The organism is Nitrosococcus wardiae (assembly GCF_004421105.1).
Taxonomy (GTDB): Bacteria; Pseudomonadota; Gammaproteobacteria; order Nitrosococcales; family Nitrosococcaceae; genus Nitrosococcus; species Nitrosococcus wardiae.
Window position 1 is genome coordinate 1,606,696 of record NZ_CP038033.1, and the last position, 25,198, is coordinate 1,631,893.

A 25,198-nucleotide genomic window follows, 5' to 3' on the forward strand; every position below is an offset into this window, starting at 1 on the left:
AGTACTATAATTACGTCATGGCATTGAGCCGTATCTCAATCGTTGCCGTAGTTTCCTTTTCGGCAGGCGCCTGATGACACCCCAACTCCCTATTCCCTGGTTATGCTCCGACCGTTTGGGATTTTCTTTACCCTGAGCCGCTGAGGGCAGCGTGACAGATTTTCCTAATTTTCCTCTTCCTCCTTTTGACTTTTTGCTCCCACCTCCTACTGAGCCATTTCCTCCAAGTTGCAAGGGTAAATCTATTATCGATTTACGCGTTTATGCGGTTCTTCAGGAGTGGCTTTCCCTAAATCAAAATTAACTATCACATTATTAAAAAATAGGAGGTGATATCGTCTTGTCAAGCTGTTAATTAAATGTTAGTTCGATATAAGCTGAAGGTCATTTGTATCGCTCTTATAAGGATAAGTACCTGGTATATATTCTGAGAATAATTACCTCGCTACATCAGAGGCTTGGGTAGATCAAATACTGTAAAATTTGTTGGAAATAAAGGGCATTAGCTTATGGCTATTGCCAGGGTGCACGAGCGATTAGGGGTCAAATACATTCAGATCGGGCGAGAGTATGTCTACCGGCTGATGGGGCGACTGGGGGTTACGGCCACTATTACCTAAGAAAAAGGAGCTGCAAGGGATAGCTGCTGGTCGAGGATTGACCAGCGGGCTGGCGGTTATTCATTGATGGTGATTCAGGTTTTACATCAGTGCACACCATAGAAGAAAGTGGGGGAATTAAAATTTGCGCTAGGGGGTTAATTTTAGTTATCTTTGTAGGGTTATTTTAGGCGATTATTAATAGAGCGTGAACAGGCCGTGATTGATCGAGACGGCTTTAGGGCGAATGTGGGGCTTATCCTTTGCAATGAGGATGCTAGGGTATTATGGGCGCGGCGAGCCAGGGAGGAGGCTTGGCAGTTTCCCCAGGGCGGGATCAAGGGGAATGAGACAGCTGAGGAGGCTGTCTACCGGGAACTAGCAGAGGAAGTGGGGCTAGGCCCGGAGCATGTCAGCATTGTAGGCTGCACCCGAGGTTGGTTGCGGTATCGTTTGCCTAGTCGTTATATCCGCTATGGCAGTAAGCCCCTGTGTATCGGCCAAAAGCAGATCTGGTATTTACTTCGTTTTGTGGGTGAGGAGCAAGATGTCCGGCTTGATGTGATGGATAGGCCGGAATTTGATTATTGGCGTTGGGTCAACTACTGGTATCCGCTGCGAGAAATTGTGTATTTCAAGCGCAAGGTGTATCAGCGGGCGTTGAATGAGTTGGCGCCTTTGATATTTCCGGGCTATCGACCGCCCTCTGCGGCCCGTTCGAGCTATGGGAAACGGCGCCGTTCTCAGAGGACAAGGCCTTGCTATTAGGAGAGACGTGCTCTGAAACGCAGCCTAGCATCTGTTGGGGCTCATCAAAGTGCGCCGTAAGATCCCTCTTTTTATAACCACTTTCTTGAGGAGCGCAAGTCTGCTTGGGAAGAAGGTCAGGAATCGGTGAACTATCATGCGCAAGCGGTTTCGATTCCCAAACTCTAGCAGGAACGTTCTTCTTTGGAGAATGCTGGTTTTCTAAAGCCGGGAAGGGAACGCCTAAACGGGCCCAACACCGAAAAGTGGAAGCCCGGATTCACGAACGCATCAAAAACCGGCGAGAGTACTGTTCCTGCTGTGGTTTGGAAATGTATCGCGATCAAAATAGTACTCTCAATATTTTGGGACTGGGGCTACAGTCCCTGGGGTTTGTCCTTAGAAGCTGCTACTAACAATCTATGAAAACCTCATAGGTTCGTTCGCGCCGTCTCTGCCATTGCCAGGCTTGAAAACTGTGGTCTTATATAGCTCTTGCGCGCATTTAACGTCTCGCCGTAGCCTGTCGGGACGGTGCTTAAGAGCACGGAGACATGATAAACGCGAGGATTTAGACATGTCAAGGGCGCGGCAAAAATGGATATTTTTAGGGAAAATCATAAACTTAATCTAACAGTTAAGAACCCTTGCCTGAAGGCAGGGGAGTAGTCACGCTCTTGGATTCGCCGCTCCATGTACCCCTTAGAATAACAGTGTCCATGATCCCCAACAGATGCTAGAGCTGCGTTTCAGAGCACGTCTCTCCTAATAACAAGGCCTTGTCCTCTGAGAACGGCGCCGCTTCCCGTAGCTCGAACGGGCCGCAGAGGGCGGTCGATAGCCCGGAAATATCAAAGGCGCCAACTCATTCAACGCCCGCTGATACACCTTGCGCTTGAAATACACAATTTCTCGCAGCGGGTACCAGTAGTTGACCCAACGCCAATAATCAAATTCCGGCCTATCCGTCACATCAAGCCGGACATCTTGCTCTTCACCCACAAAACGAAGTAAATACCAGATCTGCTTTTGGCCGATACACAGGGGCTTACTGCCATAGCGGATATAACGACTAGGCAAACGATACCGCAACCAACCTCGGGTGCAGCCTACAATGCTGACATGCTCCGGGCCTAGCCCCACTTCCTCTGCTAGTTCCCGGTAGACAGCCTCCTCAGCTGTCTCATTCCCCTTGATCCCGCCCTGGGGAAACTGCCAGGCCTCCTCCCTGGCTCGCCGCGCCCATAATACCCTGCCATCCTCATTGCAAAGGATAAGCCCCACATTCGCCCTAAAGCCGTCTTTATCAATCACGGCCTGTTCACGCTCTATTAGTAATCGTTTAAAATAACCCTACAAAGATACCTAAAATTAACCCCTTAGCGCAAACTTTAATTCCCTCACTTTCTTCTATGGTATGCTTAAAAGTTTTAAGGGGTAGAGAAATACTCAAAATATGGGGCTAGCTATATTTGATTTGGATAATACGCTACTCGCTGGGGACTCTGACTACTTATGGGGGCAATTCCTGGTGGAGCAGGGGATTGTCAATAGCGAAGCCTATGAACGGGCTAATGAAGCTTTTTATCGGCAATACCAAGAGGGTACGCTAAATATTTATCAATTCTTAGCATTTCAACTAGCGCCCCTTAAGCAACATTCCCTTCGCCAACTAGAGATCTGGCGTTCACAATATCTGGAAGAAAAAATCCGCCCCATTATCTTACTTCAGGCTCAGGAACTGCTTGCTTCGCACCGATCCCGGGGCCACAAATTGCTCATCATCACGGCGACCAACCGTTTCATTACTGGGCCTATCGCCGAAATACTCGGAGTTGATGGCCTCATTGCGACTGAACCTGAAATCCGGGGCGGCCGTTACACCGGACAAGTTAGCGGTATTCCCTCCTACCGGGATGGCAAGGTGACTCGATTAAAAGCATGGCTCAAAGAGCAGGCCTTAACCCTAGAAACAAGCTGGTTTTATAGCGATTCCCATAATGATATACCACTCCTAGAGCAGGTCACTCATCCGGTAGCTGTGGATCCTGATGAGACGCTAAATGCCCATGCCCGCACCAACGGCTGGACCGTGATCAGTCTTCGAGAAAAAACCAGCTAAAAATTTAATTTTCCTTACCTGGGGAGATTTGTCGCAGCCTCGAAGGGGGCAAATCAGGCTGAACTTCTTCATCAGAGAGACTGCCTACTGCTTTCCCCAATGCGGCGACCGTTTCCTCTAACCGGGTAAGGCGCTCTTCGAAGTCATGGCTTTTTTCCATTGCTACTTTTTCTCCCGCCTTAGAGCGCATACCTTCCACGTCCATTTCTTTAGTAACTACATTGACTTCCTGCTCATCAATGGTATGCCTTTCCTCAACATAAGAGTATAATAATAGGCGGTCGCAAAGAGAATTGATCCGCCGAGGTAGGCCTCCGGTATGGTCATGGATCGCATCATAAGCCTCGTCCGTGATCAGCGGATCAGCATCCCATCCAACCAGATTGAGGCGATGTTCAATGTAGCCCTGTGTTTCATCCTTGTCTAGCGGAGTGAGATGATAAGCCGCAATAATCCGCTGCCGCAGTTGTTCCATATCTCCCAGGGCTAAGGTCTGTCGAAACTCCTCTTGCCCTAGCAGGAAACACTGCAGCAATGCTCTCTCTCCCACTTGGAAATTAGAAAGCATACGCAGCTCTTCAATAGAGTCAGGGGGTAGGTTCTGGGCTTCATCCACCAGCAACAGGACTCGTTTACCCTCCCGCGCCCGCGTTATTAGAAAGGATTCAATGGCTTTTAGTAAGGTCGCTTTAGCCACGCCTTCATGGGTAAGTCCATAGGAAGCGGCTATAAGACGCAGCATGTCATTGGCCTCTAACTGCGTAGTGACGACTTGGGCGGCTATGGTGCTATTCTCGGCAAGTTCAGAGACCAAGGTTCGGGCCAGCATTGTTTTACCGGCGCCAATAGGACCTGTAATGACAATAAAACCTTCTCCTTGCATGAGACCATAACGTAAATAAGATAAGGCCCGCTTGTGAACCGTACTGCCATAAAAAAAGCAAGGATCAGCACTAAGTTGAAACGGTTTTCCTGTCAATTTGTAAAATTTTTGATACATTGCGGTTATCTTTAAATGTTAAATTTGCTCTCTCTGGGCCGGCCTCGACTTGATGACTGATTAAATTTTACTTTCTATATCGGCACGAATACTTCTAAATACAATAGCAAATAAATTAATCTTTATTGAAAAACACCAGCCAATATTTTTATAAAAACAACATCAGTATCATCGCCTAGGCATAGTGCAAGGTAGGAGTTTATTCATTTCCGATATATGCTTTATTGGGAATAGGCCGATCCGTTTATAGGGAAAATTGCAGGGAGAAAAAACCAATGAAAATCACCATCTTTGGTTCGGGCTATGTGGGCCTTGTGACCGGCACTTGTCTGGCAGAGGTCGGCAATGAAGTACTTTGCGTCGATATCGACGAGCAAAAGATTGCCATGCTCAAGCAAGGGAAAGTGCCTATCTATGAACCGGGACTTAACGCTTTAGTGCAAAAGAATATAGAGGGTAAACGGCTTAACTTCACCACCGATGTCACCCAAGGGGTAGCCCATGGCCTATTTCAGTTTATCGCGGTAGGCACCCCCCCTGATGAAGATGGTTCTGCAGATCTCCAGTATGTATTGGCGGTAGCGCGCAGTATTGGAGAGCATATGAAGGACTATCGTATTGTAGTCAATAAGTCTACCGTGCCTGTGGGAACCGCCGATAAGGTTAGAGAGGCCCTCTGCAAAACGTTGCAAAAACGAGGGGTAGATCTGGAATTCGACGTTGTCTCTAACCCCGAATTTCTCAAAGAGGGGGCGGCTGTTGAAGATTTTATGAAACCTGATCGGGTTATCATTGGTACGGATAACCCTCGTACCACTGAACTGCTGCGGGTGTTATATGCGCCTTTCAACCGAAATCATGACCGCCTAGTGGCGATGGATATCCGCTCAGCAGAACTCACCAAGTATGCAGCTAATGCTATGCTAGCGACTAAAATCAGTTTTATGAACGAAATGGCCAATCTAGCTGAAAAGCTTGGGGCTGATATCGAACAAGTACGCTTGGGGATAGGTGCCGATCCACGAATTGGCTATCATTTTATCTATCCCGGGTGCGGTTACGGGGGATCCTGTTTTCCTAAGGATGTTAAAGCCTTAGAGCGAATTGCCCGGGAAGTAGATTATAATGCTGAGCTACTTAATGCGGTAGAAACGGTAAATAACCGACAGAAACAAAGCCTTTTCCACAAAATCCAGCATCATTTTGAGGGACAGCTATCGGGGCGCACTATCGCCCTCTGGGGATTGGCCTTCAAGCCCAATACCGACGATATGCGCGAGGCGCCTAGCCGTACCTTGATGGAAGCACTCTGGCAGGCCGGAGCTCGAATCCAGGCCTATGACCCAGTGGCTAAGGAGGAAACGCGGCGTATTTATGGCAACCGGCAGGAATTGATACTCTGTGAGACACCCGAAGCAGCCTTACAAGGCGCTGATGCGCTAGCCGTGGTCACAGAATGGAACGTATTTCGCAGCTTGGATTTTGAAATGGTTAAAACCTCGCTCAAAGCGCCAGTCGTATTCGATGGCCGCAACCTTTATGATCCTGTTCTCATGGCTAGCCAGGGTATTATCCATTATTCAATTGGTCGACCGGTGGTGACGGCTAAATCCCGCGCTGAGATCTCAGCAGCCCACCCCACCTTATCGGATGTCTCTAACATATGATTTTGATCTCACATTAATCGGGGCTTACACATGCAGTGGGAACCAGTAATTGGGTTGGAAATTCATGCCCAACTAGCAACAAAATCTAAGATCTTTTCAGGGGCGCCGACTGCCTACGGGGCGCCACCTAACACCCAGGCTTGCGCCATTGACCTGGGGCTACCTGGAGTATTGCCAGTACTCAATGAAGTAGCCGTACGCATGGCGGTCAAATTTGGGCTAGCTATCCAAGCCAAAATTGCTGAGCGCTCCATCTTTGCCCGCAAAAACTATTTTTATCCCGATCTACCCAAAGGCTATCAGATTAGCCAGTATGAACTCCCGATTGTCGCCAATGGCCACACAATCATTGAGCTAGAAGAGGGGGTTGAAAAACATATCACTATTATTCGAGCCCACTTGGAAGAAGATGCGGGGAAATCTTTACATGAGGACTTCCATGGCATGAGTGGTATTGACCTCAACCGGGCCGGTACCCCTTTGCTAGAAATTGTCTCTGGGCCGGACTTACGCTCGACCAAGGAAGCCGTAGCGTACATGAAAAAGATCCATACTTTGGTGCGCTATCTCGGCATTTGCGATGGCAACATGCAGGAAGGATCTTTCCGTTGCGATGCTAATATCTCCGTCCGCCCCCAGGGGCAGGAAACCTTCGGTACCCGCACGGAACTTAAGAATATAAATTCCTTCCGCTTTGTAGAACGGGCACTCCAATATGAAATCGAACGGCAAATCGAAGTGCTGGAGTCAGGCGGCCATGTCATCCAGGAAACCCGCCTTTTTGATCCAAACAAAAATGAAACCCGCCCCATGCGCACCAAAGAGGAAGCGACCGATTATCGCTACTTCCCAGATCCGGACTTACTGCCGTTGGTGCTAGAGGATAGCTTTATCGAAGAGGTTCAAGCCACTTTGCCGGAGCTTCCGGATGCCAAGCGTAAGCGGTTCATGGCAGAGTATAACCTTTCCGCCTATGACGCCAGTGTGCTGACCACTAGCCGGGAGTTAGCTGATTACTATGAGGCGGTGGTCAAAACTGCTGGTGGAGAAGCAAAGCTGTGTGCTAACTGGGTCATGGGCGATTTGGCAGGGGCTCTTAACAAGGAAGGGAAAAGCATTGAAAGTAGTCCTGTTACTCCAGAGCAGCTTGGCCAATTGATTAAACGGATGGCTGATAAAACCATCTCCGGCAAGATTGCCAAGACCGTGTTTGAAACAATATATACCCAAGGAGGCAGTGCCGATGAGATAATCGAGCGTCAAGGCTTAAAGCAGGTAACGGATACTGCAAGCATTGAAAAGCTCATTGACGAAGTATTAGCAGCTCATCCCCAGCAGTTGGCACAGTACCAAGCGGGTAAGGACAAACTCTTTGGTTTCTTTGTCGGCCAAGTGATGAAGGTTTCTAAGGGTAAGGCCAATCCTGAGCAGGTCAATGACCTATTGAAAAAGAAGCTGAGTGGTGAGTGACGCACCTAGCAGGCCTTTTTGCAACAACAAAAGATTTTCCCGGATGCTTAAGTTAGAGGCGTTTTATAAAAACTTTGCTATTACGCTGGTAATTGTAGAGCGCTCGTTTGTTTTCCGGCAAAGCTTCGAGGGGGGAGGGCTCAAATCCCCGTTCCCGAAACCAGTGAGCGGTTTGAGTGGTCAGGACGCACAGGCGGCTAAGCCCCTGTTGTTTGGCTACCTTTTCTATGTCTGAAAGAAGGGCCGTAGCCCGTCCAGATTGGCGATAATCGGGATGAACCACAAGGCAAGCGAGTTCACCAATTTTTTCTTCTGGAAAAGGATATAATGCCGCGCAGCCAATGATAGCCCCATCCCGTTCCATGACTGTAAAGTGGTGGATTTCCATTTCTAACCGCTCCCGTGACCGCCGCACCAGGAAGCCTCTTTCTTCTAAAGGAGCAATCAGCTCCAGAATGCCGCCAACATCCTCAATGGTTGCCCCCCGGATGTCCTCGAAGGCAAGGGCTGTTACCAATGTGCCGATACCATCGCGGCTAAATAGCTCCATTAATAGGGCACCATCCAGATGTTGGTCGATAATATGGACCCGAGGGACTCTAGAGCGGCAGGCATGAATAGCGCTTTGAAGGTGGCAGATGAGCTCATCGGGCAACTTGGATGTTGACCCTAGTAGCTGTTCCGCCTCTTGGGGAGTCAGTTCCCGGGGCAGGGGAGAAGGCGTTGCTGCGGGTAGGCCCGTGCCAATAAAGATGAGTTTATCCGCCCCAAGGGCGATAGCCGAAACAGTGGCCACTTCTTCTGCACTGAGATTGAAGACCTCGCCGGTAAGAGAGTAACCCAGGGGAGAGAGCAGGACAATAGCGCCGCTGTTAAGGCGCTGTCGTATTGCTTCGATATCCACCTTGCGGACCTCGCCGGTATGGCAATAATCGATTCCTGCCCTCACGCCCAGGGGCCGGGCCGTAATGAAGTTACCAGCGGCAACTCGAACTTGGGCCCCTGCCATAGGGGAATTGGGCAAGCCCATGGAAAGCAAGGCTTCAATCTCAACCCGGACTGCACCTACGGCTTCTTTAACGCAGAATAGGGCGGCATCATCGGTGACTCGGAGGCCATTGACATAACGTAGGTTTAGCCCCCTCTGCGCAAGGGTAGTTTCAATCTGGGGACGGGCACCATGCACTAATACCAGCTGGATTCCAAGACTGCCTAACAGCGCGATGTCATGAATAAGGTGAGGAAAAGTAGGCCCTTGTATAGTTTCTCCCGTGAAAGCGATGACAAATGTTCGGCCACGATGGGCGTGAATATAGGGGGCGGCATTCCTGAACCAATGGACTTCAGGTAAGGGGTAGTCTGTATTCAAGTGGTTGTAAAACTCTAGACTTAATCTGACAGACACACTATCAGACGACGAAAATTTTGTTGTCCGATAATTCTGGTGCGAGGGAGGTGTTTTCCTCTCCCTTTTCTCCCCTATGATGATAAGAGAGACACTTTTTTTTGGCCACATGCACGGTTTCCCTGAAGGTTTGCATGGGTGTTTTACCATAGCAATACCGGCCCGAGTGCGGTCTTTGTTCATTATAGTTCATGAGCCAGTGCTCCAGATCCGTTTGTAGCTCCTCCAGTGAGCGGTAAAGCTTTTTGCGAAAGGCGATGTCGTAGAATTCATGCTTGATGGTTCTGTGGAAGCGCTCGCAAATCCCATGGGTCTGCGGGCCGCGCCTTGGTTTTGCTGTGGTCGATGTTTTCTACGGCTAGATAGAGTTGATAAGCATGGCTTTCGACACGTCCGCAGTACTCGGCGCGCCGGTCGGTGAGCACCCGCAACAGAGGAATATCCTGTTCGGCAAAGAAGGGCAGGACCTGGTCGTTGAGCATATCGGCTGCGGTGAGGGCGCTTTTTTCTGTGTAGAGCTTGCACAGGGCCACGCGGGAATAGGTCTCCACGATGGTAGATGCGCCCCACGCCTTTCATCGTCCCCACAGAGTAGGTGTCCTGTGAGCCCAGATAACCGGGATGCTCCGATTCGATCTCCCCTTTGGTCTCGCGTTGGTCTTTGGCCTTCTCCAGCGCGGCCAGTTGCGCTTCAGTCAGCACCAGCCCCTCCTGGGCCGAGCGGACCTCCAGCGCCTTGAGACGCTTTTTCAGGGTCTCCAGATCATGGCGCAACCCGATGGAGCGCACCCCTGAGGAAGAGACGATAATTCCCCGCTGCTGCAATTGGGCCGAGGCCCGCCGCTGGCCTAGCGCCGGGTTTTCGATGGCTAAATCCACCACCGCCTGCTCTATAGGCTCCGGCACACGGTTTTTGATCATCGGCTTCTGGCGGCTGATCTCCACCAACGCCTGTTCCCCGCCGGTCTCATACCGTTCTTTAAACCGGTAAAAGCTGTCAGCCCATCACCTTGCAGGCCTGCGAGACATTCCCCAGTTGCTTGGCTAGCTCCAACACGTCCAATTTCGGTTTGATGAGCTTTTCTTGATAGGTGCTCATCTTCTGACACTCCTCTTTTTCGTTTTAAGTCTATTCTGGGGGCATGCCCCCAGAATAGACTTTTTTCAGCAAAATGTCAGATCAAATCGTGTGTTTTACAATCCCCCCCGTCGAACATCTTTAGGGAAGAGCTACGGGAGAAAGTATTATCTAACACTTCCTTGGCCTCGCTCGAGGATCTAGAAAACACACTCTGCACCAGCCTCAATCAACTCGTGGATGAACCCCACCGCCTCCGTTCCCTCATTGACTTCCCCTATATGAAAATTACTCCTTATAATGCAAATTAGTATTAATTATGCACCAGAGCCAGACCTACGTCCTCAATCTCCACGACCACCACCGACACCTCTTGGCGCTCTTAGGACCCTCTTATGAAACCCTTTATTCTTATAAAATCCACCATAGGGGTGCGGAATATCGGCTTTATTGTAGCGACCAACGAACTCGACACTGAGAAGTTGCCTCCTGCGGAGCTTTTGGCAGCTTACAAGCAGCAAAGCCAAGTGGAGAAGGGCTTTCGGTGTCTCAAAGATCCGCTGTTCCTGGCTTCTTCCCTGTTTCTCAAGTCACCTCAGCGCATTATGGCACTTCTCATGGTCATGACCTTGTGCCTTTTGGTCTATTCCGCGCTGGAATACCGGATGCGCCAGGTCCTTTCCGCCCACCGCCAGAGTTTCCCGGACCAAAAGGGCAATCCTATCTCTAACCCCACCGCACGCTGGGTGTTTCAGTGCTTTGTCGGCATTCACGTGTTGATGGTAAATGAGCTCCAGGAACTCGTACTCAATCTCGATGAGCATCATCAACGCCTCTTGGCACTATTAGGAACAGCCTATGAAGCGATTTATTCCTAAAAAACGGCCAGAGGGGTGCGGAAAGTCGGATCATGGAATGAAGAAACTTGGCATTGCGATGAAACCGTCGGCTATGTAGTCTTTGGGCTATCGATTAGCCAAAAGCCTTTGCTTAAAAACCAGGCATTAATAGGGATGGGGATTGCACCCCATCCCAACCTGGCAACAATAAAGAAGACGGATTCCTCGAAACTGTCATTTTATTTTTTTAGTTAACCATTTCTACGCGAAGTCTCGACTACAAGCAACAAGAAGCACAGCGATGTCAGCAACTCCCGCAGCTCCGCGATACGCAAGCTCGATTGAGGCAAGATTTGATAGACCGTCCAGTCGTGCAGCATCAAGACTATCATGAAACCGACAGCTAAGCCGAGGCTAGCCACAGGGAGACCCAACCAGTCCATCGCCTTCCACAAGAAAGGAAAATAGTGACCAAGTAAAGGGAAGAGGGCCCCGTATACAAACACTCCCGCAATGAAGAGGTGGTCCGCAAAATAGCCCAACAGATTGTGCAGATTATTTTCATCCTGAACGTTAAGATCCTCCAGGAGATCTACGGTTTCGAAGCCCAAGAGGCGTTGTCCCCAGCTCACCTCTTCCCCCACACAGAGCAAGAAAAACAGCCCTAAGAGGGCATGCCAGACCGCGGAACGTCGCATGATCATACGCCTCGCCCCTGCATGACGAATGGCGTTACTGCGCTTTAAGACTGCCGTCCGGATAGCCACAATAGCAGCGGCAAGGAACAGAAGAGCAGTTCCATACTCGATAATACCATCCTCACCATTAATAAGGTATATTAAGTCAGATGAGAGGAGATTTTCACCAACCGCCACATACAGGAGACCGGTCAGGACCGCTGTGCAGGACATATAAAGGGAGGAATTACTAAGCTGCTGTAAACGGGCAGCAAGGCCATGCGGTAGCTCATGGTGTCGAATAGCTTGAAAAAGCCGATTCTCTCGGATACGTCGCCACCGAGCAATAACTCCAATGAGGACCCCCCCCCCCAGAGCGCAGAGCAGCCGTGTTATAAGGATCGTGGTCTCAGCCGTGTTTCGCGTCATTGGATTCGATGAAGTCAAACTTCTTCGCATCGGTCCAAGATCGATAAGCATATCCGGCGTCAGTCCAATAGCCAAAGCAAAGAGAATTGCAGCAATAAACCACAGTGTTTTTGGCGCTGGCATGGGGATCTTCGACTCATTCATAAACGCTGCTCCCACGGATGAAGAAATACATTTATATAGCCCTTAATCAATCATTTGTCGCTATCTAACGACAATTTTTTTAAGCCTCCTATTAACCTAAAAAAAACTAACCATTACCTTATCCTTGGTATCTCACATTTTTATTTATTGAGGAGTACCAATTAAAATAAACCAAACAAAAATGTTTCTAAAAAGAGACAAATTAATAAAAAATAATTTTTATTTAACTAAGTAATTGAAATCAGATATTTGTATATATTTTGGCGCAAATAATACCTAAGGAGACATGCTTACTTAATTTGGTAAAAGAATTTAACCACTCTTTTCTCGGTTGCTCGAACAGCATCCCTATAACACCTCTTAGCCTTTATCATTTTCCCTTTGCGCCTTTCCAGCGTTTTGTCAACGGCAATGATAATTGGAAAATTCGCAGGTAATAACGCTACCAATACGTTCAACCCCGCTCTCAGTCGCCGGCAGCGGGTACTTTCGCGGAGTTTGCCATTTTGGCGCACCAAGTTCAGTGCCATGCGTCGGATCAACGCCAGGTTCTCCGGGGCAGGGTCGATGCGGGTGCGGTTAGCGTCCTCACCAAAGTGTACATCCAGGAGCTAATGCTGTTGATTTTCAATGCACCAATGGGCGCGTACGCTGTGAGCAAAGCGCTCTAGGTCAGTGCCTGAACACAGAAAATAGCTGACCTTATCCCCCCCCTTTCACGTCGGCTCTCAACCAACCCCAATGCGCTTAAGCCCGCCCACTCCTGACGCCCCTCCAACCAATCGAGCTGATCGCTCAACGCATAACGGCGCGTCTCGATGCGACCGTGGTCTTTTTCCACCGTCTCTAGGGTCTGCAAATGCCCAGCGTCAAATTCGCTGCTCAACCACAGGCTCACGTCCTCATAAAGCTGGGGGTGATTTTCTTTGAGCGCCAGCACATAGTCCGCCCCACCCTCGATAATCTGTCCGGCGATCTTCTTCTGCCAGCCCGCCGCATCAATCGTTATTTTCGCCCCGCTCAGATCCAGCAGCGCGAGCAGCTGCGGAATCGCCGTGATTTCATTGGCCTTATCCGCCACCGGCAGCTGCGCCAATACCCACCGCGCCTGACTGGCAAAAGCACTCATCAGATGCACCGGGCCCTTCGCCCCGCATCGTCTTTCCATCTACCGCAATGTGCTCACCGCCAAGACTCGGCAGCGCCACCTCCACCCACCTCATGAACGCCTCACGAAACGCCCCCGGGTTAACTCGACCCATCACCTCGCTGAGCGTATCGTGCGAGGGAATGCCGTTGGGCAACTCCAGAAAACCCCTCAACCACGTTTCCCGTTCTTAGGCAAAAAGCTCCACCCCTACCCAGTCCTCGACCCCGCTGAGCTGCGCACAGAGCGTGATCATGACAATGTCCTGGAGCTTGTGCAGCTTGTTTTTCGTTTCTCGACGCGGGTCAGGCAAACTCTCAAAATAGGGCTGCGGGTTGGGAAGCATTGCGGTCACCTTCTAACGATCAAACAGGGAGAAAATAGTTTAACGCTTAAACCACATAGCGCGATTGCTCTGCTTTTAGCCAAGTCGTCATTCTCATAACCGATGCAAATGCCGATAAATTTGCTATAATTATAGCGCTCCAAGCGCAAAAACGCGCGCAAGCCCAACCCAATAGGATTGCGTTGGGCTTTGGCGGCCCGAGCTTGGCAACGCTCAATCCCGAAAATTGCTTGATCCCGCGGTGATATTCCTCAATTGTCCAGACGCGCTCAGCCAGCGACAGCCGTAGCAGGCCTGTCATCTGCAGGGCATGGGTTGCCCAGTGTGGCGTGTCACCGTCTGGGGTAACCCCCCGAAACACTTTAATTAACCCATAGCCCTTGAGATGGACAATGCTTCCGGCTTCATCCAGAGCCAAACGACTGACGGGGACTTTGCCTTGATAATTTTGACTGACCAAGCGATTGGCTTTCAGCTGGGTCAGCCAAATCCAGCCGTAGCCGCGAATCGCCTTCAGATTGGCCAGGCTGGGCATACCCGCTATAAACACAACGCCCTCAGGCTCAAAACCGCGCTCCCGCGCACTCTGGAGCAGCGCCAGGAAGTGATCGTTTTTGGTCAGGGCATCGTGAACCTTGTCATAGAGCCGATAATCGCAGGGTAGATGACTATCCCCTTCGGTCCACAGCAGACTTATCAGGTTGATGCCCTTCACCACGGCAGGGTGTTTGCCCGACCAGTGTCGGCTCACCAATCCCATTTTTTTAGCGTAGGGTTTATCCAACCTAGAGTCATCGAACCGACTTTCCGACCCCCCTTTGAGATTTTTCACGGATAAGCCTCCTGATAAGGCGAGCCGAGCAAGGACAGCAGTGTTCTGAGTTCTTCTTTGAGATTGATGGTCAAGAGTTGGGTGGTCTCTTGGGTGATCAAGAGTAGATGCACATCTAAAAAGAGTTCAAATACCCAGCGGGTAGTCGGCTTCTGGGTCGGTTTGCCCTTTTGATCGGGCACGCTGGCCTGATGAGCGGCGAGGGTGGTACGGATACGGCGTTCCAGGGCCGAGTAAACCAGGAGGCAAACCGTCATGACCATCAAAAGCGCCATGAGGCGCTCGACCTTTTTGAGAAAGAGGGTGGAGGCGAGGAACATGGGATCCTTGAGGAACTTAAAGCCGTTTTCTGCGATCGCCTGCGCCTTGTAAGTTGTGAGTATCTCCTGGTCACTGAGGGTTTTATTATCGAGCTCATTGGTCGCAAGGATGAATAAAGAAGCCCGGGTAAGACGTTCTTGGTAATAGGCGACAGGCGCCGCCAGACTCCCTTGGAGGCGGTAACGGGTTCTTTGGGAAGGGCTGTCTTTGGGGGGTCGCCCAGGCTGAGTGTAATGCACACGTTCCGTGACACTGGCCTCATGGACCTTCAGCACCTTCAGCCCCTTTTGGAAGGCCTCCAGAGCCTTTCTGGCATCCGGCTCACAAACAAAATCTCGACGACAAAGGCTTTCGAAGGCTTTGCGTTCGGCTTCCGTGGCCTTCATCAGTTGCCGGGTCAGCGTTTTGCCAGCCCGTAGCTCAGCTGCTTCAGAATGGATCAGTAACCAACGCTGCGGCACGCCGGCATACTCACTGCTCAGCGCGGCATATCGATAACCCTCAACGAGGGGAGATAACGCCTGGGGGTCGACTTCCTCCAAACGTTTTTTGACTTCCGTCAGCGTGGCCGGAACACGCATGACCCATTTGAGGCGGGCATGCTCATGGGCTTGTAAGGCCGGAGCGCTATACCCCGCGCTATCCTTAACCAGCGTTCCGATACCTACAGTGCACAGCTGCTCGATGGGGGTGTTCACCGAACGGCACAACGTCTGAGTATCGTTCTGGTTCCCATCAAGCACTTGCATCGCCACCGGCAGACAGCCCTGGTGCTCATGAATCAGCTCCAGTGCCACCTGAGTGAGATCCGGTTTACTGTCGCGGCTATATCCTCGAGTGATGTGCACGATCCCAGCCTCGGGTAAGGGCGGATTATCGCTATTAGATTCCCCATCCACATGAAAGCTCGTGATGTCCTGGTGCCCCACCTTGGGGGTCAGTCCCAAGCGCTTCACTGCCCGCGCGGCAATCAAGCTATACACTTCACTCACCCCAGCGTTATGGAGGGCATCCAGGGCTTTGCCCAACGTGTCGTCATTGAGTTGCTCAGCCCTCACCCCTTCTCCAATCAACCTCTCTGTGGGTTTGTTTCGAAAAAAGTGGGGCGTCAGGTAGAGCCGGCGGTTCGCAAATCCAAGACCATTGAGAACCATCGCTTTGACGGCTTGCCCTACGGTGACTTGGCGTTGCTCAAAATCTTGAGCAATGACTTGATCGAGCAGCTCGCCAATGCCGAGCTCATCAAACACCCCGGCCACCAAGCCCAAGTGCTCTATCGTTTTCGTTTCATAAGTCGTGCTCATGCTCTTAGCATGGCACTGAAACTTGAAATTCTCAAAGGGAGGGGTCGGAAAGTCGGATCGATGACTAATAACCCCCTCTTCAGTTGCACATGGGGCTTAACCTCCTTCCACAGTTGCTCGGGCGAGGGCTCCAAGCGATGCAGCAAGCGCGTCAACGCATCATGAGCCGGTCGATTGGTTTGCTCAGGTTGCACGCGAGCTGCCTCCGTGTATGTGTAGGTACGAGGGGTGGCTATCAGAAAATCGATGTAAGAATAATCGTCGCATTTGGCTGGATTCATTCGATAGTTTATCCTTAATCCATTTCAACTGCGTAACTCCTAACTATATGGCTCTATCTGCAGCAGAGTTGCTCGTCATCGCAGAGGCAAGCAGGACAAGGGGAAACCGGCCGCCTCTTTGAAAAAAATAGCAAAAATTTTGCCAGCATGCTTGCTATCAAAACGGAAGGGGCATTGTCGCCGGGTGGCGTTCAAGGAATTATTTGCCCACGTTCTGCGGAGGGAATCCTGCGTCAAGTTGAGGTCACTCAAACCGCTTTCGCTTTGCTTCAATGGCAAAGGAGTAAGGTGTTGAGGGCATAAGTCCAGGTGTTGATCTCAGCGAGGGACTAAAGAGTTACCCCAGCCCCTGAACTTACACCCTCTTCTCATCAACAGAGTCTCAGTGCCCCTAATTTCCTTTAGAAGTCCAATTTGATGCTAGCTTGGTAAAAATCGCCGGACACCTGATCTTTGAGATCGAACCCCCCGGCAAAGCGCAAGGCGATGTGCATGGGCAATGCAAATTCGATATAAGGGCCGATCCAATTGTAGACTGTCCCCGTGTCACCAGTGAGGCGATTCTTATGCTGCCGCAAATGCTCCCAGTGGACGCCCATGGAATTAACCGGGACATTGTCAAGCTGAAACAGGGCCGGTTTAACGCCGGCATTTACCCAGTTATGGATAAAGTCCCTCGGCCGATCGCCCCGGGTGGCCATATAGTAGGCAAAGTAAATCTGCCCGCTGAAAAAATCATCGTCATAGGTGGCGGTGATATTGGGCACCACGCCTTCCCCCGCCCGGATATTTTCGCCGACCACATTACTGGAGAGTAAGGCGCCGTTCAGCATACCAATTTGAGGGGCGATGCTGAGGGCATCATTAAGGAAGCGGAAATTCAGACCTGCGCCTACTTCGGTCCATAAGCCGGTGCCGCCTGCAGTGACTTGGGTTCCGTCTGGTCCTGCAACTACTGAGCTTTGGCCAAAATTGGGATTGGTCCAGAGCCAGGTATAGAAGGAAAAGTCGATGTTAGGGGCAATTTCATAGCCGGCATCGAGAATGGTTTGAAAACCAAAAAAGGTATCTTGTTTGAGGGTAACGCCGCCGTGGAACTTCTCCATTTCAAAACCGCCGCTTTTGCTTTCGTTTTGCTCTTCAAGGGCAGCGACTTTGGCTTCTAGCGCTTCTAATTGCGCCCGGGTGCGCCTTAGCTCTTCGCTGTCTGTTTGAGCGAAAGCTGTGGTTGAGATGCTGGTAATAGTGAGAAATGCAAAATATATTTTTAGTTTTCTCATGGCTTTTTATGCCTCTTTAAGCTTATATTTTAAATTTCGCTTGTTCCTAATAGTTCGGACAGTTTTTAAAAACATTCAATGAGCTATTATTCATGAACGAGTGAAATGCAGGTTAAGACTGCCCTTAAGCCACATTTTGTCCGGTAAGTCTATGATTGTTGGCAACAAGCTCGCCCAAAACAGTCCGAAGTATTGTGTTTCTAATTGATAATCTTTAAATTAATGATTTTAGATCTCCTCTGTATTTTTATTATCAAAATGCCTCACCGCCTTTCGAGACTGCGAGGCACTCCCCTGAAATATAAATTTATTCTCGATAGATTAAAACAGCGAAGACCCCTCTAGTTCTTTTGTTTTATCCTACTGCTGTCTCATAAATTTCCACGAAAGCTGCAAGGATGCCTGAAGAAGTAGAGCTTCCGGTTTTATTGCCTCGCTTCGTAGTAATGTTTGAAGTCGTGCTGCTCAAACCGATTACACGGGAGCAGTCGAATAATCTGAAGGCTGCGGTCTATGTCTTTGAATCCGGTGCGGCACAGAGCGACGAGGCGGTTTCGGCCCTTGGCGCTCGTCAGTTCGATGGTCTGAGCGCTGGTCAGACCCTTGGATTTATCGACTTTACGGCGTTCAACCACGCGATAGCAGGCCTTTTTACGTTGGCGTGTGATAAAGAAAGATGCCCGTGGTATTGAGTTGATGATACCAAGCGTAATCGGTATAGCTCCGATTGTTACATAGCTTCCGGCCCTCATGGTGCCGGTTTGCCAGAGCCTTGAATTCATGTCTCGGGACCCGTTTGAGTCACTGAGAAAATACGGTATATATGATGCGCCAAAGCTTGAACTCCTTCTTGTTCTTCAATGACTTGCCATGATTTCATTGCATCAAAACAAGTGGGTTTTCAGGCTTTTTTCGTTAATATCCTTAGTGGGACAGTAGTGATTTTATCCCTTTAGTTTAGGAGTTACGCAGGCTTCTAAACCATCAACAAGTTACAAATCCAACTGCGTAATTCTTATAATTTTTATTCCTGCTAATGGAACGAGCACTATAGATTCTAACTTTGTCCCCAGATTGGGGATAATAAGATAGCAGAAGCTGTCTATCAAGTATTTTTAAATGAATCAATTGCTTTAATTTGATAATTGAACTATGTTCTCATTTAAATAATTGTATTAAATGAAAGAATTCCTTCTTATATAATTCCATGTTTTGAGGAGAAGGGTTTTGTGATTTATCTGCCCCCCGCCGGATTTCTGGTGGCAGACGGAGTCGGAAAGCAAGGCAACTTACGGCATTTTTGGTAGGACTACTCAAAAAGTAATGCTGCTCAGGATTGTCGTATGATTTCTTGGTGGTAATGACAAATGAAAAATTTGCTTGCTCCGATAGGATTGGCTAGTTTTTTCGAAAACGAAAGGGTGGGACGAACCCAGCGCGAGACGCCTGGCGCGAGATACAGTTAAACTGTTCGATGGCATGAGTTTGCCCCGAGCCTTTGGGACAAATTTGATGCTGCGCCGGGGGAATAATGCCCCGCTAGACCTTCCAGTGGAAAAAGGGGCCTACTGGCGATGGCTTACCGGGAGGCGCTGCCATAGCTCACGGGTACTGCCCCGTGAGCGGTCGCCGATATAGAAGGCCAATACTTGGCATGAGCGTGGATAGAGCGCTAGCAAGAGCCTTTGCTTGTGCCCACAAAGCTCCACAATTCATTGGCTTGGGCTTCCAGACAAAGGAATTCAAGGACCTGATCAGGTGAGGTCGGTTTTTCTTAATGTGCGATAATCTGCAACGCGGGCAAGGCCATCAGAGCGACTCCTTATAAAAATGGAGCCGCTCTGTGTTCACAAAATCAAAGCTGCTAGCCTGCTTTAACTCCTATTGCATTTAGACCTAAGACTTATTGAGAGTGGAGAGGTACTCGAGCATTAACAGGTTGTTCTGGCCGGTTATTAGGATGGTGCATTACGGCTAGAAAAGCACTTACCTGCTGCGGAGAGATATGAACCGGCTGTTCGAGGATTACCCACCATACGCCTTCTGTGCAGGGGGGGGTGGTCAGAGATCCATTGTAGAGATAATAGCTCTTATCAGAGGGCAATAGCTCAGCGGCCGAGATATGGGCTTCTACCCGATGGTGCTCGCCCCTTCGCCGAGGCATAATTTCCCAGAGCTTAGCAAGAGCGGGGTTGGGGTCTTTTCCCTTGTAGAAGATGGAGATCACGGCTAAGTTGCCCTGCTCATCGGCATGGACCAAATGTCCCTCCATAGGAAATTCCTTTCCTTCCATGTGATGCTCGCTGGGTGCGTGGAAATGGACCTGTTTTAGTTCAAAGGTATGATTCCTCACTACCATGGTATTGCCAGGAGGGAAGGTAATTTGTATAGTATGGCCGTCGTTGATAATTTCGTTGGGTTCATTCGTGTAGTGGAAGCGTAGCGGGGGTAGCTGGGTCTCTGCGGCGGTGGTGCCGGTGATATTAATGGGGGATTGGTTTTTGCCCGATTGGCAAGGGGCGTATTCGGGATTTAGCTCTGCCCAGTGCGTCGGACCCGCATTCCCCACATAGTCCCAAAAAGGGGTATGTCCCGCCGCATAGGCAGTAGAAGTGGCTAATAGGCCGCCGGCCAACACAGCATACCATTGTTTTTTCATTCTTACCTCCTCATTGCTATATCTAGATTTCAGCAATTATTGTGGGGTTTTAAATATATATCTAATATACATGAATACAAAAAGCATTCTAGGAGCATATCCACTAAAGATCAACCATTGATTACTGCTGCTCCATAAAATTTCACGAAGAGGCTCAAAGGGCGATCCAGAGGGGGTTATGAGAGGATTTCTTATGTTGGTGCCTGACAAAGAAGATGTCTTTTGTATTGAGTTGGTGATACCAGGCAATAATTCGGTATAGCTCCGATGGAATACCGTGTGTGTAGTTTCCGCCCTCGTGGTGTTGATTTGCCAGAGCCTCGAATTCATGTCTCGGGACCCATTTGAGTCACTCAATAAATACTGTATTATGATGCGCCAAGGCCTGAGCTACTTCTTGTTATTCAATGACTTGACATGATTTTATTGTATCAAAAACAAGTCGGTTTTCAGGCCTTTTTCGTTGCTCCTTAGTGGGGCAGATAACGGCAGTAGTGATTTGATTTTAATCGAGCAGAAGTGAAAGATGATATGGAGTATACTTACCTTCCATATGTGTTGCACCAGGCCGGAGGGATAAGTCAATGATTGAACCAAAGCTTTTGGATGAGCTGGCCCGCAAGCTAGCAGGTGCCGTTCCCCCAAGTCTCCAGGATTTTCAAAAGGATCTGGAAAAGAATTTTCGTGCCGTTTTGACCAGCACGTTCGCTAAGCTTGACTTGGTTACCCGAGAAGAGTTCGATATTCAGCAAGCGGTGTTGGAGCGCACGCGGATGAAGCTAGAAGCCTTAGCGGAGCAGGTTGCTTTACTGGAAGCGCAAGCGGGTCTAAAGAAAGAACCACAAGAACAGCAGGAAGCGTTAGGGGAGAAATCGTCAGAGCCCGATGATACCGGGCCCCAGCCCTAGCTTGCTGGACATCATTAGATTTTCTTCATCTGTAGGAGTATCAAGCGGTTATGGTCCATGATGCCGAGAGGTGCTCCTCTTTGTCTGTTGGATGCCGGGGTATTGAGTTATTTAAGGACTAAAGCAGGGATTGGTTACATGGGTATAAGAAATATCTTGTAATAGATGTCGCTGGCGATTGCCTACAGTCGGGCTCAGGCAGGAGTTGATGCTTCCTTAGTGACCGTGGAGGTCCACCTCTCAAATGGTCTCCCTGCTTTTTCAATTGTGGGCCTGCCGGAAACTGCGGTTAAGGAAAGCAAAGACCGGGTACGCGGTGCATTGCTTAATTGTCATTTTGAGTTTCCAGCTCGTCGTATTACGGTAAACTTGGCGCCTGCAGATTTGCCCAAGGAAGGAGGGCGCTTTGATTTGGCTATCGCCTTAGGCATTTTAGCTGCCTCAGGGCAGATCTCACCACCGGTGTTAAAGGCCTATGAATTTGTCGGCGAGCTTGCTTTAAGCGGCGAGGTACGGGGCATTCGTGGAGTGCTGCCCGTCGCCTTGCAAGCAGCAAAAGCGGGGCACACCTTAGTTGTTGCAGAAGAAAATGCCCCCGAAGCGGCCCTAGTGTCTACGGTTGAGGTATTAGGGGCTTCCCACCTTTTAGCAGTCTGTCAGCATCTCCGGGGGGAATCCTTACTTGCCCCCTTTAGCGGAAATTCCCTCAAGACGGTTCCTGTAGAGGAGATGGATATTGCTGATGTTCGGGGTCAGTATCATGTCAAACGGGCGCTAGAGGTGGCAGCGGCTGGAGCTCATAACCTCTTAATGATCGGGCCCCCGGGAACGGGCAAGACGATGTTAGCCAGTCGTTTACCAGGCCTTTTGCCTGGAATGAGCGAAGCCGAAGCGCTAGAAAGTGCCACTGTGCAATCTATCAGCAGCCGAGGCTTTGATTTTAGCCGTTGGCGTCAGCGTCCTTTCCGAGCACCCCATCATACTGCCTCTGCGGTAGCCTTAGTGGGAGGAGGCGGCCAGCCCCGGCCCGGGGAGATCTCCCTGGCCCATCACGGGGTATTATTTCTTGATGAGTTGCCAGAATTTGAGCGTCGCGTATTGGAGGTTCTCAGAGAACCTTTGGAAGCGGGCCGTATTATGATTTCCCGGGCCGCCCAGCAGGTAGAGTTTCCCGCTTGTGTGCAATTAGTCGCGGCCATGAATCCCTGTCCCTGCGGCTATTTAGGAGATCCCAAGGGGCGTTGCCGGTGTACTATGGAACAAGTACAGCGTTATCGGGCGCGGATTTCCGGGCCTTTGTTAGACCGCATCGATATGCAAATCGAGGTACCGCCTGTGCCCCTGAAGCAGTTACGGACCGAACCTGAAGGAATTGTGGAAACCAGTCGCCAGATTCAAGCTCGGGTGGAAGCGGCGCGAAGGCGCCAATTAACCCGTTCGGGACAACCTAACAGTTGGTTAAGCAATCGGGAGATAGAGCGCACTTGCCGCCTTAGTGATAAGGATTACCGTTTACTGGACCAGGCCTTGGAGCAATTGGGGCTTTCGGCCCGAGCCTACCACCGGATATTGAAGGTAGCCCGGACTATTGCCGATTTGGAAGGAAGCGAGGCTATCCGTACTCCCCATCTTTCTGAGGCGATTGGTTATCGACGATTAGACCGTTCCCATGGCAAACCTTAACTCCCAACAGCGCCTGGCAGTACGCCATATTGACGGCCCCCTGTTGGTGTTGGCAGGCGCTGGCAGCGGAAAAACCCGGGTGATTACCCATAAGATTGCCTATCTTATCGATCAGTGCCACCTGCCGGCCCGCTCCATTGCCGCTGTGACCTTCACTAATAAAGCGGCCCGGGAAATGAAGACCCGCATTGGCCAGTTACTGCCCAAGGGTAGGGGGCGGGGCTTGGTAGTTTCCACTTTCCATACCCTTGGGCTCAATATCTTGCGCCGTGAGCGGGAAGTTCTCGGCCTCAAAGCGGGTTTTTCTTTATTGGATGCTCAAGATAGCCAAGCCCTGATCCGTGATCTCTGTCACCATGAATTCAGTGGTGGCGGTGAGGAGAGCAGTTTGCAGTGGCAGATTTCTGCCTGGAAAAGTTCTTTGGTGACCCCTGAAGAAGCCTTGAGCCGTGCGGGCAATGACCAGGAACTCCAAGCCGCCCAACTCTATGCCGCCTATAATCGGCGTCTGCGGGCCTATAATGGGGTCGACTTTGATGATCTTATCGGGTTGCCCGTGACCCTCTTTGCCCTGCACCCGGATATCCTCCACCGTTGGCAAACTCGTTTCCGCTATCTGCTGGTGGACGAGTATCAGGATACCAACGAGGCCCAATATCAGTTAGTTAAACATTTGGCCGGAGTGCGAGGTGCTGTTACGGTGGTAGGGGATGATGACCAGTCGGTCTATGCTTGGCGGGGGGCCCGACCGGAAAACCTACGCCATCTCAGAGAAGATTTCCCCCAGCTAACCGTCATCAAGTTAGAGCAAAACTACCGCTCTAATGGGCGTATTTTGCGGGTGGCTAACCGGCTTATCAGCCATAATCCCCATGTATTTGAAAAACGGCTTTGGAGCGCCTTAGGTGAAGGCGACCCCATACCTGTGCTGAGTTGCCGGGACGAACACCATGAAGCGGAGAGGGTCGTTGCCGAACTGATGTACCATCGCTTTAAATACCGCACAGCGTGTCGTGATTATGCCATCCTTTACCGGGGCAACCACCAATCTAGGCCCTTTGAGCGGGCTTTGCGGACCCACGGAATTCCTTATGTTTTGAGTGGGGGGACTTCGTTTTTCGAACGGGGCGAAGTCAAGGATATTATGGCTTACTTGCGTCTGTTGGCCAATGAGGATGATGATAATGCTTTTCTACGAGTGGCCAATACCCCGCGTCGGGGTATTGGTGCGGCAACCTTAGAAAAACTGGCGGGATATGCGGCTCGTCGGGGACAAAGCCTATTAGCCTCAAGTTTCGAGTTGGGTTTAGGCGAGTACCTCTCTGGTGAGGCCTTGGCCCGACTGCGCCGATTTTGCAAGTGGATAGTAGATTTGGCCGATCGGGGGCGGCGTGGTGATCCCATCGCGGTGATTAAAGATCTTATTGATGAAATGGATTATCGGGCCTGGCTTGACGAAATCTGTAACGATCGACGCACTACCGAAAGGCGAATGGCTAATGTGGAGGAGTTGGTGGGTTGGTTGGAACGCCTCTACCAGCGGGGAGATGAACGACGGATCCTCGGCGATCTGGTGGCGGAAATCAGCTTGCAAGATATTTTAGAGCGAACGCAAGAGAAAAAAGACCGGGACGCTGTTAACTTACTGACTCTCCACGCCGCCAAGGGGCTAGAGTTTCCCCATGTTTTCATAGTGGGTATGGAGGAAGAGTTGCTGCCTCACCGGACTAGCCTGGAACAGGGCGCCTTAGAGGAGGAACGGCGCTTGGCCTATGTGGGGATTACCCGGGCCCAAAGAAGCCTTTATTTGACCATGGCAGCAAAGCGCCAACAGTATGGGGAAGTTATCGCCTGTGAGCCTAGCCGATTTTTGTCAGAGTTGCCTGCTGCAGACCTTCAGTGGGAGCGGGAAGGGGCTCCCCGCGACCCCGCTGAGCGGATGGAAAGAGGTCAAGTCCATCTCGCCAATTTGCGGGAGATGCTCCGTTAGTAATCATTATTTGAGAGGAACCTCTCTTCAATATGAACGCCTAAGAAGAAAGAATAGGTTTGGACTTACGCAATTGGCTATTCCCACGTCGGTGGGAATCTAAATAACTGCCTGAAAAAATGATTAGCCGCCTTCGCGGGTATGGCAACACCGAGCTTTTTGCGTAAGTCCTAAGGTAATATTAAGGGCTAACCTGGAGTTTTTATCACTTCAGTTTTTGATTTCTGCTTGTCTTTGTGGTGATTTCATGAGTTATCCGGGTTAAGCTTT

At 50.2% G+C, this 25,198-nt stretch carries 18 protein-coding genes and 3 pseudogenes; 9 read left to right on the top strand and 12 right to left on the bottom strand.

Going from position 1 to position 25,198, the window contains the following annotated elements; translation table 11 throughout:
* The first annotated feature begins 818 nt into the window (after positions 1-818).
* Positions 819-1,367 (top strand): RNA pyrophosphohydrolase, encoded by a 549-nt coding sequence (locus E3U44_RS07875; RefSeq protein ID WP_134357634.1) that lies wholly within the window; start codon positions 819-821, stop codon positions 1,365-1,367.
* Between the two features lie 744 nt (positions 1,368-2,111).
* Here E3U44_RS07875 and E3U44_RS07880 read toward each other — a convergent pair.
* Positions 2,112-2,660, bottom strand: a complete 549-nt coding sequence (locus E3U44_RS07880; RefSeq protein WP_134357635.1) for an RNA pyrophosphohydrolase — start codon at positions 2,658-2,660, stop codon at positions 2,112-2,114.
* Between the two features lie 142 nt (positions 2,661-2,802).
* On the opposite strand from E3U44_RS07880, the gene E3U44_RS07885 reads away from it, so the two are divergent.
* A complete protein-coding gene (locus tag E3U44_RS07885) occupies positions 2,803-3,468 on the top strand; it encodes a histidinol-phosphatase (RefSeq protein ID WP_134357636.1) in 666 nt (221 codons plus the stop codon).
* A 4-nt stretch (positions 3,469-3,472) separates the two neighbouring features.
* On the opposite strand, the gene E3U44_RS07890 is transcribed toward E3U44_RS07885, so the two are convergent.
* Positions 3,473-4,468: an XrtA/PEP-CTERM system-associated ATPase gene (locus E3U44_RS07890; RefSeq protein WP_134357637.1), complete on the bottom strand. Its 996-nt coding sequence runs from the start codon at positions 4,466-4,468 to the stop codon at positions 3,473-3,475.
* A 275-nt stretch (positions 4,469-4,743) separates the two neighbouring features.
* Here E3U44_RS07890 and E3U44_RS07895 point away from each other — a divergent pair, with 275 nt between their 5' ends.
* Together E3U44_RS07895 and gatB are read left to right on the top strand one after the other, a co-directional pair.
* Positions 4,744-6,135, top strand: a complete 1,392-nt coding sequence (locus tag E3U44_RS07895; protein WP_134357638.1) for a UDP-glucose dehydrogenase family protein — start codon at positions 4,744-4,746, stop codon at positions 6,133-6,135.
* A gap of 30 nt (positions 6,136-6,165) precedes the next feature.
* On the top strand, positions 6,166-7,605 hold the full coding sequence (gene gatB, locus E3U44_RS07900) for an Asp-tRNA(Asn)/Glu-tRNA(Gln) amidotransferase subunit GatB (RefSeq protein ID WP_134357639.1): 1,440 nt from the start codon (positions 6,166-6,168) through the stop codon (positions 7,603-7,605).
* Positions 7,606-7,657: 52 nt separating this feature from the next.
* Here the strand turns inward: gatB and argA are convergent, their stop codons facing one another.
* The gene (gene argA, locus E3U44_RS07905) at positions 7,658-8,974 is read right to left on the bottom strand and encodes an amino-acid N-acetyltransferase (protein WP_134357640.1); all 1,317 of its coding nucleotides are present in this window, start codon (positions 8,972-8,974) and stop codon (positions 7,658-7,660) included.
* Between the two features lie 40 nt (positions 8,975-9,014).
* Positions 9,015-10,109 (bottom strand): annotated as a pseudogene (locus tag E3U44_RS07910) (IS481 family transposase).
* Positions 10,110-10,522: 413 nt separating this feature from the next.
* On the opposite strand from E3U44_RS07910, the pseudogene E3U44_RS07915 reads away from it, so the two are divergent.
* Positions 10,523-10,966 (top strand): annotated as a pseudogene (locus tag E3U44_RS07915) (IS1634 family transposase); the annotation flags it as partial.
* Positions 10,967-11,178: 212 nt separating this feature from the next.
* Here the strand turns inward: E3U44_RS07915 and E3U44_RS07920 are convergent.
* From E3U44_RS07920 to E3U44_RS07945, 7 genes and pseudogenes are all read right to left on the bottom strand, one after another.
* Positions 11,179-12,177 carry a hypothetical protein gene (locus E3U44_RS07920; RefSeq protein ID WP_134357641.1) on the bottom strand — a complete coding sequence of 333 codons (999 nt, stop codon included), beginning with the start codon at positions 12,175-12,177 and terminating at the stop codon, positions 11,179-11,181.
* Between the two features lie 667 nt (positions 12,178-12,844).
* Positions 12,845-13,306 (bottom strand): ISAs1 family transposase, encoded by a 462-nt coding sequence (locus tag E3U44_RS20615; RefSeq protein ID WP_420812609.1) that lies wholly within the window; start codon positions 13,304-13,306, stop codon positions 12,845-12,847.
* Positions 13,248-13,670, bottom strand: a pseudogene (locus E3U44_RS20620) (ISAs1 family transposase). The gene E3U44_RS20615 and the pseudogene E3U44_RS20620 overlap by 59 nt, the downstream one beginning before the upstream one ends.
* A gap of 46 nt (positions 13,671-13,716) precedes the next feature.
* A complete protein-coding gene (locus E3U44_RS07930; RefSeq protein WP_134357642.1) occupies positions 13,717-14,502 on the bottom strand; it encodes an IS701 family transposase in 786 nt (261 codons plus the stop codon).
* Positions 14,499-16,127, bottom strand: coding sequence for an IS1634 family transposase (locus E3U44_RS07935; protein ID WP_134357643.1), 1,629 nt, complete (start codon positions 16,125-16,127; stop codon positions 14,499-14,501). The genes E3U44_RS07930 and E3U44_RS07935 overlap by 4 nt, the downstream gene beginning before the upstream one ends.
* A complete protein-coding gene (locus tag E3U44_RS07940) occupies positions 16,124-16,408 on the bottom strand; it encodes a hypothetical protein (protein ID WP_134357644.1) in 285 nt (94 codons plus the stop codon). The genes E3U44_RS07935 and E3U44_RS07940 overlap by 4 nt, the downstream gene beginning before the upstream one ends.
* A gap of 401 nt (positions 16,409-16,809) precedes the next feature.
* Positions 16,810-17,688, bottom strand: coding sequence for a DUF6733 family protein (locus E3U44_RS07945; protein WP_134357645.1), 879 nt, complete (start codon positions 17,686-17,688; stop codon positions 16,810-16,812).
* A 398-nt stretch (positions 17,689-18,086) separates the two neighbouring features.
* On the opposite strand from E3U44_RS07945, the gene E3U44_RS07950 reads away from it, so the two are divergent.
* On the top strand, positions 18,087-18,380 hold the full coding sequence (locus E3U44_RS07950; protein ID WP_134357646.1) for a hypothetical protein: 294 nt from the start codon (positions 18,087-18,089) through the stop codon (positions 18,378-18,380).
* A 1,211-nt stretch (positions 18,381-19,591) separates the two neighbouring features.
* Here E3U44_RS07950 and E3U44_RS07955 read toward each other — a convergent pair.
* Positions 19,592-20,347, bottom strand: a complete 756-nt coding sequence (locus tag E3U44_RS07955) for a carbonic anhydrase (protein WP_134357647.1) — start codon at positions 20,345-20,347, stop codon at positions 19,592-19,594.
* 584 nt (positions 20,348-20,931) lie between these two features.
* On the opposite strand from E3U44_RS07955, the gene ubiK reads away from it, so the two are divergent.
* The 3 genes from ubiK (at position 20,932) to E3U44_RS07970 (ending at position 24,928) form a co-directional block, all read left to right on the top strand.
* Complete coding sequence (ubiK, locus tag E3U44_RS07960; RefSeq protein ID WP_134357648.1) at positions 20,932-21,255, top strand: ubiquinone biosynthesis accessory factor UbiK; 324 nt, start codon at positions 20,932-20,934, stop codon at positions 21,253-21,255.
* A gap of 165 nt (positions 21,256-21,420) precedes the next feature.
* Positions 21,421-22,938, top strand: a complete 1,518-nt coding sequence (locus tag E3U44_RS07965) for a YifB family Mg chelatase-like AAA ATPase (RefSeq protein WP_134357649.1) — start codon at positions 21,421-21,423, stop codon at positions 22,936-22,938.
* Positions 22,925-24,928, top strand: a complete 2,004-nt coding sequence (locus E3U44_RS07970; RefSeq protein ID WP_134357650.1) for a UvrD-helicase domain-containing protein — start codon at positions 22,925-22,927, stop codon at positions 24,926-24,928. Before E3U44_RS07965 ends, E3U44_RS07970 begins: the two co-directional genes overlap by 14 nt.
* Positions 24,929-25,198 lie beyond the last annotated feature (270 nt).